13 protein-coding genes are annotated in these 15,148 nt (G+C 72.2%); 3 read left to right on the forward strand and 10 right to left on the reverse strand.

Annotated elements, in window-relative coordinates; all coding sequences use genetic code 11:
- Positions 1–294: 294 nt before the first annotated feature.
- Positions 295–897, reverse strand: coding sequence for a dihydrofolate reductase family protein (locus AC1WTP_RS33305; RefSeq protein WP_481653202.1), 603 nt, complete (start codon positions 895–897; stop codon positions 295–297).
- Between the two features lie 144 nt (positions 898–1,041).
- Entirely contained in the window at positions 1,042–1,515 is a 474-nt protein-coding gene (locus tag AC1WTP_RS33310) for a molybdenum cofactor biosysynthesis protein (protein ID WP_481653203.1), read from the reverse strand.
- Between the two features lie 471 nt (positions 1,516–1,986).
- Here AC1WTP_RS33310 and AC1WTP_RS33315 point away from each other — a divergent pair, with 471 nt between their 5' ends.
- Together AC1WTP_RS33315 and AC1WTP_RS33320 are read left to right on the forward strand one after the other, a co-directional pair.
- Complete coding sequence (locus tag AC1WTP_RS33315) at positions 1,987–3,351, forward strand: glycoside hydrolase family 10 protein (RefSeq protein WP_481653204.1); 1,365 nt, start codon at positions 1,987–1,989, stop codon at positions 3,349–3,351.
- 286 nt (positions 3,352–3,637) lie between these two features.
- A complete protein-coding gene (locus AC1WTP_RS33320; RefSeq protein ID WP_481653205.1) occupies positions 3,638–5,515 on the forward strand; it encodes an adenylyl cyclase in 1,878 nt (625 codons plus the stop codon).
- A gap of 193 nt (positions 5,516–5,708) precedes the next feature.
- Here AC1WTP_RS33320 and abc-f read toward each other — a convergent pair whose 3' ends face one another.
- The 4 genes from abc-f to AC1WTP_RS33340 all read right to left on the reverse strand — a co-directional run bounded on the left by abc-f (position 5,709) and on the right by AC1WTP_RS33340 (position 9,611).
- Positions 5,709–7,346 carry a ribosomal protection-like ABC-F family protein gene (abc-f, locus tag AC1WTP_RS33325; RefSeq protein WP_481653206.1) on the reverse strand — a complete coding sequence of 546 codons (1,638 nt, stop codon included), beginning with the start codon at positions 7,344–7,346 and terminating at the stop codon, positions 5,709–5,711.
- A gap of 291 nt (positions 7,347–7,637) precedes the next feature.
- Positions 7,638–8,396, reverse strand: coding sequence for an SRPBCC family protein (locus AC1WTP_RS33330; protein ID WP_481653207.1), 759 nt, complete (start codon positions 8,394–8,396; stop codon positions 7,638–7,640).
- 137 nt (positions 8,397–8,533) lie between these two features.
- The gene (locus AC1WTP_RS33335) at positions 8,534–9,001 is read right to left on the reverse strand and encodes a DUF6069 family protein (RefSeq protein ID WP_481653208.1); all 468 of its coding nucleotides are present in this window, start codon (positions 8,999–9,001) and stop codon (positions 8,534–8,536) included.
- Position 9,002: 1 nt separating this feature from the next.
- Positions 9,003–9,611: a helix-turn-helix domain-containing protein gene (locus AC1WTP_RS33340; RefSeq protein WP_481653209.1), complete on the reverse strand. Its 609-nt coding sequence runs from the start codon at positions 9,609–9,611 to the stop codon at positions 9,003–9,005.
- Positions 9,612–10,125: 514 nt separating this feature from the next.
- On the opposite strand from AC1WTP_RS33340, the gene AC1WTP_RS33345 reads away from it, so the two are divergent.
- Positions 10,126–11,013, forward strand: coding sequence for a GGDEF domain-containing protein (locus tag AC1WTP_RS33345; protein WP_481653210.1), 888 nt, complete (start codon positions 10,126–10,128; stop codon positions 11,011–11,013).
- A 43-nt stretch (positions 11,014–11,056) separates the two neighbouring features.
- Here the strand turns inward: AC1WTP_RS33345 and AC1WTP_RS33350 are convergent, their stop codons facing one another.
- From AC1WTP_RS33350 to AC1WTP_RS33365, 4 genes are all read right to left on the reverse strand, one after another.
- Positions 11,057–11,725, reverse strand: a complete 669-nt coding sequence (locus tag AC1WTP_RS33350; RefSeq protein WP_481653211.1) for a M23 family metallopeptidase — start codon at positions 11,723–11,725, stop codon at positions 11,057–11,059.
- A 54-nt stretch (positions 11,726–11,779) separates the two neighbouring features.
- The gene (locus tag AC1WTP_RS33355; protein WP_481653213.1) at positions 11,780–13,333 is read right to left on the reverse strand and encodes an OFA family MFS transporter; all 1,554 of its coding nucleotides are present in this window, start codon (positions 13,331–13,333) and stop codon (positions 11,780–11,782) included.
- Positions 13,334–13,540: 207 nt separating this feature from the next.
- The gene (locus tag AC1WTP_RS33360; protein WP_481653212.1) at positions 13,541–14,521 is read right to left on the reverse strand and encodes a TolB family protein; all 981 of its coding nucleotides are present in this window, start codon (positions 14,519–14,521) and stop codon (positions 13,541–13,543) included.
- Positions 14,518–15,069 carry an MFS transporter gene (locus tag AC1WTP_RS33365; RefSeq protein WP_481653214.1) on the reverse strand — a complete coding sequence of 184 codons (552 nt, stop codon included), beginning with the start codon at positions 15,067–15,069 and terminating at the stop codon, positions 14,518–14,520. The genes AC1WTP_RS33360 and AC1WTP_RS33365 overlap by 4 nt, the downstream gene beginning before the upstream one ends.
- Positions 15,070–15,148: the final 79 nt, after the last annotated feature.

A 15,148-nucleotide genomic window follows, 5' to 3' on the forward strand; every position in this document is an offset into this window, starting at 1 on the left:
AGGTGGTCACGCACCGTCGAGCCGGCCGGCACCTCCCCGGCGCCGGCCAGTCCCGACGTGACCCCCGCCGCCCACGGACGGCGCGAGGATCAGTTGGCCCGCGGAGGCCCGCCCCACCACCCGGCGGGGAGTCGCTCACCAATCAGGGTGAGGATCCACAACACCCACCGGACACCCGGTGAACGTTAGTGGACACCGCACTAGCGGTGTCACCGGCCGGAGCCCGGCGAGCCGGTCCGGCCCGCGCTGGTCGACGCGGGGCGGCCGGCCCGGAGCCGGGCCGGCCACCCCCGGTCAGCCTGCCCGGCGTACCCGGTAGGCCAGGTGGGTGACGCCGTCGCCCTCGACGACCCGGGTCGGCCCGTACAACAGGAGGGGTGCGATCTGCAACCCGGCGAAGAGCGGGATGCCGTCGCCGAGCAGGACGGGCACGAGGTCGACGTGGACCTCGTCGAGCAGGCCGGCCGCGAACACCTGCGCCGCGATCGTGCCGCCGTTGACCCCGACCTCCCGGTCACCGGCGATGGCCTTCGCCCGGGCGATCGCGCTCTCGATGCCGTCGGTGACGAACACGAACGAGTCGTTCTCCGGCTCCCACCCGTCGGGCACCGAGTGGGTGACGACGACCACGGGCACGTCCATCGGGTGCCGGCCGCCCCAGCCGCCGGTCATGTCGAACAGCCGCCGGCCGACGACCAGGGCGCCCGTGCGTTCGGTCAGCTCGCGCAGGTGCCGCGCGCTGGCCGCGGAGGTGCGCAACGTCATCTCGGGGTTCGCCGTGGGCGTCTCGACGTCGCCGTTGCCGTACCACTGGAAGAGGTACTCGAACCCGCCGTGCGACGGGTCGGCGATGTAGCCGTCCAGCGACATGGTGGCCCCGGTCGTGACCTTCGTCATCGATCCACTCCTTCGTCTCGTCGGCCCGCCGGCAGCCGGGCCGGCCTCTACCCGACGGTCGACACCGACGATGCCGTCCTCGACATCGCCCGGAGGATTTCTTTCCGGCCGCGCCGCGTGGCTGAGACGGGCCAGGCTGGTCGGCTACCGGCTGACCGTCACGTCGACCGGGCCGACGCGCAGGGTGCCGTCGTTCAGCGGCGTGCAGCGGACCCCGCCCCTGCGGCGCAGCGCCTTCCAGGCGCCGGGCCCGATGGCGACGTCCATCCAGGCGCAGGGATTCGCCGGGCGGTTGACCCGCAGGCTCACCGGCCCGGCCCCCGAATCCAGCACCAGCACGGCGCCGATCAGCTCGTCCACGGCGATCCCGGCGGTGAGGACGTTGCGCCGGACCTGGACCAGGTCGACTCCGGGCGGCAGCGACTCCTGCGCGATCACGGTCACGCTCGCCTCGCGGTGCGCCGGCTTGCCGAAGTACCGGTCGCCCACGACGCCGAGGCCGGACCGGACCTGGATCTCCTCGACCAGTTCGCCGGGCGGGGCCGGCGCCGGACCGTCGGCGGGCCGACCCAGGTAGCGATGCACCGGCGAGGCCAGCAACTGCACGATCTGTGGCACTCCAGCGATTCTACGGAGCGGGCCGCCACCGGCTGACCATCCGGCAAATCCCGGCCACCGGTCCGGCCCCGGCCCGGCGGGAGCCGCCGGTGAGCCGGCCGACGCCGACCCGCGGCGGCACCCGCCCACCCACCGGTTGTTGCGGAAGCGGCTCCGGAATATCCGGTGCCCCTGCCGTTCGGTGAACTTCCAGCGTGGATCGCTTCGAGGCAGCGACCGCGCCACATATTGCCTTGGCCTGGAGTTTCGGTCCATAGCAGAGTTCCCTGCCCGGGCTGAACTCTCGTTAGTTTTCCGGAAATTGTTGCCGCCTTTCGAGGTCGCTGCAATACTCCACATCTACCTGAGTCGATACCGGAAGCTGCTTCCGCAGGCGCCTCCAGCTGGCCGGCTTCGACCCGCCGCACCGCCCACCACCCCCGGCCGGCGCCCGACCAGCCCGGTCCGACCTCCCGACAGAAGGGGCAGAAAATGATCGACAGCTGCCAGCGGGGCAACCGTCCGAAATCGACCTCCCGGACGCGGGGCGCCCTCGTCCTCGCCGCCGTCGGCCTCCTCGCCGCGGCCGGCGCCGTGGTCCTGCCCGTCTCGGCCAGCGCCGGCACCACGCTGGGCGCGTCCGCGGCGGAGCGGGGCCGGTACTTCGGCACCGCCGTGGCCGCCAACAAGCTCAGCGACAGCGCCTACACCACGATCCTGAACCGCGAGTTCAACTCGGTGACGCCCGAGAACGAAATGAAGATCGACGCCACCGAGCCGCAGCAGGGCCAGTTCACGTACACCAACGCGGACCGGATCGTCAGCCACGCCCGCAGCCGCGGGATGAGCGTGCGCGGCCACACCCTGGCCTGGCACTCCCAGCAGCCCGGCTGGATGCAGAACATGAGCGGCAGCGCGCTGCGGCAGGCGATGCTCAACCACGTCACCCAGGTGGCCACCCACTTCCGGGGCCAGGTCGTGGCCTGGGACGTGGTGAACGAGGCGTTCGCCGACGGCAGCACCGGCGCCCGGCGCGACTCCAACCTGCAGCGCACCGGCAACGACTGGATCGAGGCCGCGTTCCGGGCCGCCCGCGCCGCCGACCCCGGCGCCAAGCTCTGCTACAACGACTACAACACCGACAACTGGACGCACGCCAAGACCCAGGCCGTCTACACCATGGTCCGCGACTTCAAGCAGCGCGGCGTGCCCATCGACTGCGTCGGCCTCCAGTCCCACTTCAACAGCGGCTCGCCGTACCCGAGCAACTACCGCACCACGCTGTCCAGCTTCGCGGCGCTCGGCGTCGACGTGCAGATCACCGAGCTGGACATCCAGAACGCCCCGGCCGACACGTACCGCAACGTGGTCAACGACTGCCTGGCCGTCTCCCGGTGCACCGGCATCACCGTCTGGGGCATCCGGGACAGCGACTCCTGGCGGGCCGACCAGAACCCGCTGCTGTTCACCAGCAGCGGCGCCAAGAAGCCCGCGTACGACGCCGTCCTCGCCGCCCTCAACGGCGGCACCACCCCGCCCACCAACCCACCGACCACCGGGCCGACCACCCCGCCGCCCGGCGGCGGCAGCTGCACCGCCACCCTCCGCGACGGCACCCGATGGAGCGACCGGTTCAACAGCGAGGTCAGCGTCAGCGGCGCCAGCAACTGGACCGTCGTCGTCGCCGTGACCCCGCCGCAGAAGATCTCGTCGACCTGGAACGGCACCCCGAGTTGGGACACCAGCGGCAACGTCATGACCATGAGGTCGAACGGCAGCGGCAACGTCTTCGGCTTCACCACCATGGCCAACGGCAACTGGACCCGCCCCCAGGTCCGGTCCTGCACCGCCTCCTGAGATCCGACAACCGCGGGGGTGGCGACGCGCAGCGTCGTCACCCCCGCGCCCGTGCGCGCCGAGACCGGCCGGCACGGAAAAATCGTCGCTCGCGCCGGTAGCGGGCGAGCGGGTTCACAGGGTAGAAACAAGCCACTCCCTTCTTTCACGACGTGATACAAGTAGGACGAGCGAGAGAGCGCTCTCACAAAGGTGCTGCTCCGCCCGTCCGACTGGCAGGTCTCCTACCCCACCCCACGTCGCTGCGCCCGGCGCAGGTGCCGGGCCAGCGGAGAGGACGAACCGTATGACGACGCATCCCCGTGGCGTGCGGCGGCGACTGGGCGGCCGGGCGCTGCTGCTCGGGCTCGTGCTGGCGACGACCGCCACCATGACGGGCACCGCCGCCACCGCCGGCCCGGGCCGGCCCGGCACGCCGGACTTCGGGCCCAACGTCACGATCTTCGACCCGGGCATGCCGGTCGGCGAGATCCAGGCGACGCTGGACGCCGCGCACACCCGGCAGGTCGACAACGAGATGGGCACCGCGCGGCACGCCTACCTGTTCAAGCCGGGCAGCTACGGCACGGCCGAGCAGCCGTTGCAGGTCCGGGTCGGCTACTACACGGAGGTCTCCGGCCTGGGCGCCGCGCCCACCGACGTCGACATCAACGGCAAGGTCGAGGTCTACAACCGCTGCCTGGAGGCCGGCGGCACCGCCAACTGCCTCGCGCTGGTCAACTTCTGGCGCACCCTGTCCAACCTGTCCATCCACATCGACGCCGCCGGCCAGGACGGCTGCCGGTCGTCGGCGAACTTCTGGGCCGTGTCCCAGGCGGTGTCGATGCGCCGCCTCGACATCGACGGCGGCAACCTGTCGCTGATGGACTACTGCACCGCGGGCCCGCAGTACGCCAGCGGCGGCTTCATCGCCGACTCGCGGCTGCCCGCCACCACCAACGGCTCACAGCAGCAGTGGCTGACCCGCAACAGCGAGGTGGCCGGCTGGTCCAACGCCGTGTGGAACCAGGTCTTCACCGGCGTCGTCGGCGCCCCGGACGACGCCGGCTTCCCCGACCCGCCGTACACCACGCTGGCCACCACTCCGCTGAGCCGGGAGAAGCCCTACCTCTTCGTCGACGGCAAGGGCCGGTACCAGGTCCGGGTGCCCGCCGTGCGGCGCGACAGCCGGGGCGTCTCCTGGGCCGACGGCAGCACGCCGGGCCGGAGCATCCCGATCGAGGACTTCTTCATCGCCAAGCCGTCCGACCCGGTCCGGGTCATCAACAGCCAGCTCGCGCGCGGCAAGCACCTGCTGCTCACCCCCGGCGTGTACGACATCGCCCGCAGCATCCAGGTCAGGCGGCCGGACACGGTGGTCCTCGGCCTCGGGCACGCCACCCTCACCGCGGTGAACGGGTCCGTCCCGCTGGACGTCGCCGGCGTCCCCGGCGTGGTCGTCGCCGGGGTCACGATCGACGCCGGCCCGACCGAGTCGCCGGTACTGCTGCGGGTGGGCGACAGGCACGGCCGCAACCACAGCACGCCGTGGAACCCGATCACGCTCTCCGACGTCTACTTCCGGGTCGGCGGGCCGCACATCGGCCGGACGAACATCGCACTCGAGGTGAACAGCGACCACGTCCTCATCGACCACACCTGGGTGTGGCGCGGCGACCACGGCGTCGAGGGCTTCACCGAGGGCGTCAACGGCGACACCCAGCGGTGGCGGACCAACACCGGCCGGTACGGCGCGGTCATCAACGGCGACCACGTGACCGCCACCGGGCTCTTCGTCGAGCACTTCCAGCGGTACAACACCGTCTGGAACGGCGAGCACGGCACGACGATCCTGTACCAGAACGAGCTGCCGTACGACCCGCCGACCCAGGCCGACTGGATGAACGGCGACGTCGAGGGCTGGGCCGGCTACAAGGTCGGCGACCGGGTGAAGCACCACACCCTCCACGGCGGTGGCGTGTACGTCTTCAACCAGAACAACCCGTCGATCCACACCGAGAACGGCTTCGAGGTCCCGGTGACGCCGGGCGTGAAGCTGCACCACATCATGACCGTCAACCTCAGCGCCGGCACGATCGACCACGTGGTCAACGGCCTGGGCGCGGCGGCCGACACGACCCGGATCGGCGTGCCGGTCTACGTCGCGGAGTACCCCGTCCCGTAACCACCACCCGCGACACGGGCCGGAGCCGGGCGCGGCTCCGGCCCGTCCGCGTCAGGGCTGCCCGGCCCCGTGGTCAGGGGGCGATACGCAGCCGGCGGATGTGGTGTCGTCGTACTCCCTCGAAGCGGAACCGCAACCCGGCGAACGGGCTGCCCGGGGATCCTCCCGGTCCGGCGTACGGCCGCCCCACGCCTCAGTCGCGGTCGGGCGCCCCCGTCTCCAGCAGCCGGCCGTCGGCGAGCCGCAGCCAGCGGTCCACCCTGATGTCCTCCAGGAACCGTTCGTCGTGGCTGACCACCACGAACGCGCCCTGGTACGCGTTGAGTGCGCTCTCCAACTGGCCGACGCTGACCAGGTCCAGGTTGTTCGTCGGCTCGTCGAGCAGCAGCAGTTGGGGCGCCGGTTCGGCGCACAGGACGCAGGCCAGGGTGGCGCGCAGCCGCTCCCCGCCGGAGAGCACCCCGACCCGGAGGTGCATCCGGGCGCCACGGAACAGGAAGCGGGCGAGCAGGTTCATCCGCTGTGCCTCGGGCAGGTCCGGAGCGGACGCGGCCAGGTTCTCGGCCACGGTACGGTCCGGATCCAGCAGGTCCAGTCGCTGGGACAGGCAGGCGACCCGGCCCTCGGCCCGCCTGGTGTAGCCGCCCTCCGGCTCCAGGTCACCGGTGATCAGGCGCAGCAGGCTCGACTTGCCGGCGCCGTTGGGGCCGGTCAGCGCGATCCGCTCGGGCCCCCGGATGGTCAGGTCGAGGCCGTCGCCGGCGAAGAGGGCGCGGTCGCCGTAGCGGACCTGCATCCGTTCGCCGAGGAAGACCGTGCGCCCGGCCGGGACGTTGGTCCCGGGCAGGTCCAGCGTGATCTTCTGTTCCTCGCGCAGGGCGCGGCCCGCCTCGTCGAGCCGGGCCTTGGCCTCGCTGACCCGCGCGGCGTGCGTCTCGCGTGCCTTGCCCGCCGACTCCTGGGCGCCGCGCTTCATCGCACCGGCGACGATCTTCGGCAGACCGGCGCTCTTCAGGTTCCGGGACGCGTTGCCGGCCCGGCGCTCGGCCCGCTCGCGGGCCTGCTGCATCTCCCGCTTCTCCCGCTTGACCTCCTGGGCGGCGTTGCGGAGGTTCTTCTCGGCGACCTCCTGCCCGGCGCGCACCGCCTCCTCGTACGCGGTGAAGTTGCCGCCGTAGGAGCGGATCTCGCCCCGGTCGAGTTCGACGATCCGTTCCATCCGGTCCAGCAACGCCCGGTCGTGGCTGACCAGCAGCAGGCAGCCGGTGAAGTGCTCCAGCACTCCGTAGAGCCGGTGCCGGGCGTCGATGTCGAGGTTGTTGGTCGGTTCGTCGAGCAGCAGCACGTCCGGCCGCTTGAGCAGCTGCGCGGCCAGACCGAGGGAGACCACCTGGCCCCCGCTGAGGGTCCGCAGCTGCTGGGTGAGCGTGACGTCGGTGAGGCCGAGCCGGTCCAGCTCGGCCCGGGTGCGCTCCTCGACGTCCCAGTCGTTCCCGATCGCGGTGAAGTGCTCATCGCCGGCGTTGCCGGCCTCGATGGCATGCAGCGCCCGCAGCACCCGGTCGATGCCGAGGACCTCGGCGACCGTCAGGTCGCCGACGAGGGACAGGTTCTGCGGGAGGTAGCCGAGCACCCCGTTGACGGTCACCGTGCCGCCGGTGGGCCGCAGCTCGTCGGCGATCAGCTTGAGCAGGGTGGTCTTGCCGGCGCCGTTCGGCGCCACCAGGCCGGTGCGGCCGGCCCCCAGGGCGAAGGACAGCTCCTGGAAGACCGGGGTGTCGTCCGGCCAGGAGAAGGACAGGTTCGAGCAGACGATAAAGGCATCGGACATCTGAGAGACCTCGGCGGTGACGTGGGCGTGGCGGGGCCCGCCCAGCAGGAGACAGGGGCTGGCGGAACGACGTCATGGCCACGGCGAAGGCGCTCACTGCGCCTGCCGGTGGCCGGACCCTCCGGTATCACCCGGAGATGTCGTCGTCACCTGCCATGTCTGCTCTCCCTCGCTCGATCACTCGTAACGAACCCTAACACCGGCGGATCTGTTCCCGGGTTCGCCTGTCGACGGGGGCGCGCGCCGGCCCCGCCACCGTCGTGCGTGGCGGGGCCGGCGTCGGTGTGCCGGTCAGCCGATCGGAAGTGCGGTCACCCAGTTCTGCCAGGCCTGCCCGGCGCGCTCCGGGTCCTGCCGCGGGCCGAAGAGGTGGTGGCCGAGCACCAGGGTGTTGCCCCGCTCCGTGCCGGAGTGCAGGAACCGGTAGAGCGCGTCGTCGGTGCGGACGCCGAGGTAGGTCGGCAGGCCGGCGAGGTCGACGACCCCCTCGACCGGCGGCAGTCCGTCGACGGTGAACCGGACCGGCGCCCCCTCGGTGACCGGGCCGGCGATGCCGAGGGCGCGGCCGACCGCCGCCCACACCTGGTCCGGGGCGCCGGCCCCGGGCCGGAAGGCGGTGACCGGGATGCCGGCCCGCCCGGCGAAGTGGGCCACGTACGCGGCCAGCGTGCCGAGGTACATGTCCCAGCCGACCTTCATCGCCTCGTACTCGGTCTCCCAGTTGTCGCCCAGGACGCCGCTCTGCACCAGCCGCAGCACGGTGCTGCCCTGGTCACGGCCCTCGATCAGGTATTCCAGGGCCATGAAGGTGCCGTCCGGCGCGGGGTCGCTGCGGTAGGCGAACCGCTTGCCGGGCTCCCAGCCGGTGACCGTCGCCTCGCTGACGAAGCCTGCCATGTCGTGGCGGGTGCGGCTGCCCTCCCCCGGCTCCACCTCGCTGCGGCCCATGAACCAGGAGTCGATCCCCGGGCCGGTGGCGATCGCCTCCCACACCTGCTCCGGCGTGGCGGCCAGCTCGATGTCCTTCTGCAGCTCGAATGCGTGTCCCATGGTCGGCACCTCTCGGTCGTGTTCGGTCGTCGTCTGTGGCGGTTGATCAGGTTCGGGATCTGGTCGGCCGGCGCGCGGAGCGTCGCCGGGCGGGGTCGGCGTAGCGCGGAGTCGCGCCGGCCGACGGGCGGGCTCGGTCAGCGGGCGGTCCGCCGGGCTCCGGCGGCCTGGCGCAGCATCGGCAGCAGGGCCGCGGCGACCACGACGTGCGACACGCAGAGCATGGTCCGGGTGTCCACGGTGGCCCGCTCGATGAAGACCGGCACGAACGAGGCGAGCAGCACGGTGCCGGCCAGCACGCTCCAGACCACCCGGGCGTGCCGGGTGTACCGCTCGAGTACCGCCAGGGCGCCCCAGCCGAGGAGCGCGAAGACCAGGCTGAAGCCGGCGATCTCCAGCAGGATCAACTGGTGCGCCTGGGTGGTGCCCGGCGCGGTGAGCAGGAAGTCCGTGCCGGCCGCCCGGGCGACCAGGTAGAGCAGGCTGTTGGCGGCCACCGCGGCGCCCACTCCGAGGGCACGCCGCCGGCGGCGGGTCGTGGCGATCGTCGGCACGGTCCGGCCGGTCGGCAGGACGCCGGTGGTCGGGCTGGTCATGGCGGTCATGTCAGGACTCCTCGGGCTCGGTGTCGGTGGTGGGGGTGACGCTGGGATGCAGGGCGAGCACCACCCGGTGCGCGCGCCCGCCGGGTGCCGTCTCGTCGTGGTACCTGCTGACCAGGGCGGCGAGGGTGGACGCCAGCTCCTCGGCGAACGCGGCCCGGTCGCTCGCCGAGGCGAACCGCACCTCCGCGTCCATCGCGAAGGTCGCCACCCGCTTCCTGGCCCGGTCGGCGCCGGTGATGAGCGCACCGACGTCCTGCACGAGCCGGGCGGCGACCGCGAGCAGCCACCGCGCCGACAGCCGGTCGGGCTGCTCGGACGGCTTGGGCCGCACCGCGGCGAGGGCCGCCGGCGAGATCACGTACGACGCCGCGGTGGCCTGCATGACCCGCTCCGTGACGTTGCCCTTGCGGCGTTCCTCGACCAGCTCGATCAGGCCGTGCTGCTCGAGCGCCCGGAGGTGGTAGTTGACCTTCTGCCGGGGCAGGCCGACCCGGGCCGCGAGCATGGTCGCCGAGGCGGGCTCGGCGAGCTCGGCCAGCAGCCGCGCCCGCATCGGGTCCAGCGACGCCTCGGCCGCCGCCGGGTCCTCGATCACTGCGATGTCGAACATGCCTTGACTCTCTCACCGACAGCTTTTCCTGTCAAGACAAAATTGTTTGTCGGTGGATCCCTTGCGGTCGCCTGACCGACGCCGGGCGGTGGGGGTGGGCGCCGGGCGTCGCCGCCCACCCCCACCCCGGCGGGTCACCGCTACCGCGCCGGGACGTTTCGGCTGCTCCTCGACGGTGCGTACCGGTACGGACACGAGCTGGTGAGGTTACCGATCGGGGTATTGACGGTGAACGGAAGCACACCATTCAATGTCGAGGTGGTAGGGCGCGCCACCGGAGCGGCCACGACACGGGCCGTCGGCCCGGCCGCCTCGACCGGTCGCGCCACCACATCACTGCGATCGTCGGCGGAGTGCCGTGGCTACGGTGGACAGTCGGGTGAACGAGCGTCGCCGAAGGATCCTCCTCGGCGCGGCGTTGCACGCCGTCTCGCACACGGTAGCCGTCATCTACTGCGTCGTGACGCTCCACCAGCCGAACCGGTCCCTCATGCTCGCGGCCTACCTATGCGGCATGGCGTCCGGGCTCGTGGGGGTGTGGGCGGCGCGGCGGGTGACGACGCAGGTGTCGGGATACCGCCTCTCGTTCACGATCCTGCTGATCACGCTCCTGACGGCGGCGCTCGGCGCGCACTGGGACGGCGGGGTCGCCTCGCCGGCCGCCCTGGGTTTCGTGACCACCACCGTGTTCGTCGCCAACTACACGCCGCACCTGCGGGTGATGATCGCGCTCGAGCTGCTCGTCTTCGGGTCCTACCTCGTCGTCGCCGTCACCGGCGGGCCGGCGCGCCCCGGTCACGTCTTCATCTACGTCGCGGGGATGCTCGTGCTGGCCTCGGTCTGCTCGGCGCAGGCCCGGAGCCTGGCGCGCCAGCGGTCCCAACTGCGTGCGCTCGCGGCGCTGGATCCGCTCACCGGGGCGCTGAACCGGCGCGGCCTGGCCGAGTTCACCAGCCACCTCTTCCGCGGCGGCTGCCGCCCCGGCCCGTCCCTGCTCTGCCTGGATCTGGACGACTTCAAACTCGTCAACGACCGGCTCGGGCACGCCGCCGGCGACGAGTTGCTGCGGCGGACGGTGGCGGCGGCACGGGACGTGCTGCGCGTCGAGGACGCCATCGCCCGGGTCGGCGGGGACGAGTTCGTCGTCGTCCTGGTCGACGCCGAACAGTCCATCGCCGCGTCGATCGCGTCCCGGATCGACGCGGCGGTACGCCAGCACACCGGCGTCAGCATCGGCGCGGCCACCGCGCCGTACGACGGCGACACCCTCGACGCCCTGATGGCCGTCGCCGACCAGCGGCTCTACCGGGTGAAACAGGAGCGCCACCGGGCTGCCGCCCGGCCACCGGGAGACGGCCACGGCCTGGTGCCGAGCGGCTCGGACAGCATCGTCGCCCAGTAGCCGACGCGGCCCGGTCGGCCGCCACCGTCGCCGGTGCGGGCGGCTACGGCTGGCCGGAGGCGCAGTTGTTGCTCCTCCGTGTGACGGTGTATTCGGTGTCGTCGTTCGTGATGCCGGAGGGCGCGCCGTCGAAGTAGGTCTCGACCTTCTCCCAGCCCCGGCGCTGCTCGTAGTGCAGGTGCGGGGCGCCGGAGTTGCCGGTGCTGCCGACCCGCCCGATCTGCTCGCCCTGGGCGACCCGCTGCCCCTCCTCGACCAGCGGCGGTTCGAGCAGGTGGAGATACTGCGTCTCCCACCGGCCACCGTGGTCGATCTTCACCCAGTAACCGCCGCCGCGGCCGCGCGGGCCGTCCGGGTTCTCCGGGGTACGGCCACCCAGGGTGCCGTTGATGCCCGCTTCGGTGACCGTGCCGGCGTAGGAGGCGAGCACCGGCCGCCCCCATGCCTCGCCCTTCGTGGGGAACAGGTCGACGTCGTAGTCGTCGTGGCCGGGGTAGGTGCCGAGCTGCCAGGTCTCGCCGCAGGCGACCGGGAGCTGGAAGAGGGGGCGGGGGCCCGGCGGGCGCAGCACGGGCACCACGACCACGGCGACGGCGACGACGGCCAGCAGCGCGCCGATCGCGCCGAGCGCACCCAGTACGAGGAGCCAGGGAGCGGTACGCCTGCGGGCGTGGCGGCGGGTGCGGCGTCTGGACGGTTGGCCGGTCGTCACGGCCCGAAGCATGGCAGATGCCGGCAACGTCCAGCGCCGGGGTGACGGCGCGGATCAATCGGTGAAGAGCTTCGCCGCGGTGGTCAGGGTCTGCACGACGCCGTAGGCGAGCAACACGCTGACCAGCGTCCAGGAGATCCAGAGCCGGGTCCGCTGCGTCCCGACGACCTGTGCCGCGGGTCGGCTCTCCGGTCCCAGGGCGACCGGGTCGGTCTTCTCACCGGGTGCCACCGGTACGGATCCGCCGGTCTCCGGTTCGTGGAACCGTTCCGGGACCGGCCGCACCAGCAGGTTGGCGATGAATCCGACGGCCAGCACGCCGACCATGGTGAACAGCGCCGGCCGGTAGGACGAGGCGGTGAGCGTGCCCGGCTTGCCCTGCGTGTCGAGGATCCCGTTGACGATCAGTGGCCCGGCCACGCCCGCGGCGGACCAGGCGGTCAGCAGCCGGCCGTGGATGGCGCCGACCTGGAGGGTGCCGAACAGGTCACGCAGGTAGGCGGGGACGGTGGCGAAACCGCCGCCGTAGAAGGAGATGATGGTGCCGGCGAGGAGCACGAACAGCCAGGTCGCGTTCTGCCCGAACGCCGCCAGCAGGGCGTACAGCACCATGCCGAGGCCGAGGTAGAGCACGTAGATCGGCTTGCGGCCGATGAGGTCGGAGGTCGACGACCACACGAAGCGCCCGGCCATGTTGAACAGTGACAGCAGACCCACGAAGCCCGCCGCGCCGGCGACCGAGACGGCCGACACGGCGTTGTCCCGGAAGAAGTCCTGGATCATCGGTGCGGCCTGCTCGAGGATGCCGATGCCGGCGGTCACGTTGGTGAAGAGCACGATCCAGAGCAACCAGAACGAGCGGGTGCGGATGGCGTTCGCGGCAGACACGCTGGCCCGGGTGACCAGGGGCTTCTGCGCGACCGACGCCGGATCGAAGCCGGCCGGACGCCACCCGGGCGGGGGTACCCGTACGTTGAACACGCCGAACATCATGATCATGAAATAGCCGACGCCGAGGGTGAGGAAGAGCCCCACCAGCGCGCCGCCCGAGGCCACCGCCCCCGCCCGGGCGGGATCGAATCCGGGGTCGTAGAGCGAGAGCAACTGGCGCGACAGCGGGCTGGCGAGCAACGCGCCACCGCCGAACCCCATGATCGCCAACCCGGTGGCGAGCCCGGGGCGGTCCGGGAACCACTTGATCAGGGTGGAGACCGGCGAGATGTAGCCGATGCCGAGCCCGATACCGCCGATCACCCCGTAGCCGAGGTAGAGCAGCCAGAGTTGGCGGGTGGCGATGCCGAGCGCGCCGATCAGGAATCCGGCGGCCCAGAAGCAGGCGGACGTGAACATGGTCTTGCGGGGTCCGCTGCGCTCGGCCCAGGTGCCACCGACCGCCGCCGAGAGACCCAGCATCACGATCGCGATGCTGAAGATCACGCCGATGGCGGTCTGGCTGGCGTCGAAGCGCGCGATGAGGGAGTTCTTGTACACGCTGGTCGCGTAGACCTGCCCGATGCACAGGTGCACCGCGAGGGCCGCCGGCGGGATGAGCCACCGGCTGTACCCGGGGGGAGCGACGGTGTGCCGAGGGTCGAGCGCGGCCAGCATGGGCACTTCCGCACCTCCTGCGCACGAAAGGGCGATCCGCGATGCGACGGCCGTGGCAGGTCCCACCGCGACAGGACACCGCGGGGTACCCGGACAGAGCCGATTAATCCGCCGCCGGCCACCGGGACGCCCCGATCCGCGGTAACTCGCTGGCGTCCGGTGTCCGGCGAAGTAACGCCCGACCGACCCCGACGGGGCCGGTAGCGGTCAGACCAGCGGCGCCGGGGATTCGGCGCCCGGTACCAGCAGCCTGGGCGAACCGGACCCGTCCGCCGGTACCGCCCACACGTCCGGGCGGCCGTCGCTCTGGCGCAGCGTGTACGCCAGCGTCGCGTCGTCCAGCCAGGCCGCCTGGTCGTCGACGCTCGCCGTCTCGGCCGTCGCGGTCACCCGCATCGTGGCCAGGTCGAGGACCGACAGCCGCCAGCCCTTGGCCGGGTCGGCGTCGATCGCCTCCTTGAACGCGATCCGCCGGCCGTCCGGCGACAGCGACGGGCACTCGACGTTCTCCTTCAGCGTCACCACCGTCCGCGCGGTGAAATCGCCCCGGACGAGGTACCGCTTCCCGCCGGTCGACATGGTGGCGTAGAAGGTGTTGTCGTCGCCGGTGAAGGTCACCCCCCAGTAGTTGACGTCGGCGTTGCGGTACGGCTTGCCGTCGCGGGTCACCGCGAACTCCTCCAGCGACATCACGGTGGTGCCGCTGCGGGCGTCGAGGATGCCGGTACGGGTGGAGAAGCCGCTGCTCGTGTAGGAGTCCCCGCCGACGAAGGTGGTCCAGGAGACCATCCGCCCCGAGGCCGAGACCCGAGCCCGGTTGGGCAGGCCGGGGATGGCGAGGGCCCGCCTCTCCCGCAGCGCGGCGTCGAGCACGACGAGCCGGTAGGACCAGGGCGTCTCCGGGCCCAGGCAGACGCCGGTGCCGGCCGCCGCGTACACCCGGAGGCACGCCAGCGCCGACACGGCGCGCGGCCCGGCCGGATCCGCCATCGCGACGGACGAGACGTGCCGGTCGGTGATGGTGAGCAGGCGCGGCCCGGGGTCCAGGGTGACCGCGCCGGCGCCGGCGCTGGGCGGCGACGGGGCCGGCTCGGCGGCGCCGGCGGCGTAGCCGGCCGCCACCGCCCCCAGCAGCACGGCCGAGGCGGCGGCCACCCCGGCCTTCGCTCGGGTCGACATCGCGGTCATCGGGACACCCTCCGGGTGACGAGGCGGGAAGCGGGGGCCAGCAGGAGCACGGTGCCGAGCAGGACGCCCGCGACGGCCACGGCCGCGACCCGGATCGCGGCGTCCGGCCCCCACGCCTGCCAGGCCAGTCCGAACAGGACGGAGGAGACGAGGTACGCCAGCGCCTGCCCGGTCTGCACGAGGGCGATGCCGGTGGTGCGCAGCCGCGGCGGGAGCACCGGCCCGGCGAGCGCGATGAGCACGCCGTCGGTGGCCGCGTAGAAGAGGCCGTACAGGGTGAGCGCCAGCACGAGCAGCGGCCAGCCGCCGACCGGGCCGGCGAGCAGCACATAGGTCGCGCCGAGCGCCGCGTACCCGCCCAGTACCACGGGCAGCCGGCCGATCCGGTCAGCGAGCATGCCGAGCGGGGCGGCGAGCAGCAGATACACCAGGCTGGTGCCGACCGCGAGGAGCGGGAACCAGGTCAGGTCCAGGTTCTCCCGGCGTTGCAGCAGCAGGTAGACGAAACCGTCGCCGATCGTGGCCAGCCCGAGCAGGGCGGCGGCCAGGACTAGACGAGTAGTTCCGAATCCCGGTCAGTGGTCGTAGGCGATCAGTGACCGGGTGACGGGTGCGCCGGTCTTGTTG

The sequence above is a fragment of the Micromonospora sp. R311 genome (assembly GCF_056780015.1).

What these genes read in the sequence shown, in the direction of transcription:
- AC1WTP_RS33305 (WP_481653202.1), bottom strand. Translation starts at nt 897, where the DNA reads ATGACGAAGGTCACGACCGGGGCCACCATGTCGCTGGACGGCTACATC.
- AC1WTP_RS33315 (WP_481653204.1), top strand. Translation starts at nt 1,987, where the DNA reads ATGATCGACAGCTGCCAGCGGGGCAACCGTCCGAAATCGACCTCCCGG.
- AC1WTP_RS33320 (WP_481653205.1), top strand. Translation starts at nt 3,638, where the DNA reads ATGACGACGCATCCCCGTGGCGTGCGGCGGCGACTGGGCGGCCGGGCG.
- abc-f (WP_481653206.1), bottom strand. Translation starts at nt 7,346, where the DNA reads ATGTCCGATGCCTTTATCGTCTGCTCGAACCTGTCCTTCTCCTGGCCG.
- AC1WTP_RS33330 (WP_481653207.1), bottom strand. Translation starts at nt 8,396, where the DNA reads ATGGGACACGCATTCGAGCTGCAGAAGGACATCGAGCTGGCCGCCACG.
- AC1WTP_RS33335 (WP_481653208.1), bottom strand. Translation starts at nt 9,001, where the DNA reads ATGACCGCCATGACCAGCCCGACCACCGGCGTCCTGCCGACCGGCCGG.
- AC1WTP_RS33340 (WP_481653209.1), bottom strand. Translation starts at nt 9,611, where the DNA reads ATGTTCGACATCGCAGTGATCGAGGACCCGGCGGCGGCCGAGGCGTCG.
- AC1WTP_RS33345 (WP_481653210.1), top strand. Translation starts at nt 10,126, where the DNA reads ATGGCGTCCGGGCTCGTGGGGGTGTGGGCGGCGCGGCGGGTGACGACG.
- AC1WTP_RS33355 (WP_481653213.1), bottom strand. Translation starts at nt 13,333, where the DNA reads ATGCTGGCCGCGCTCGACCCTCGGCACACCGTCGCTCCCCCCGGGTAC.
- AC1WTP_RS33360 (WP_481653212.1), bottom strand. Translation starts at nt 14,521, where the DNA reads ATGACCGCGATGTCGACCCGAGCGAAGGCCGGGGTGGCCGCCGCCTCG.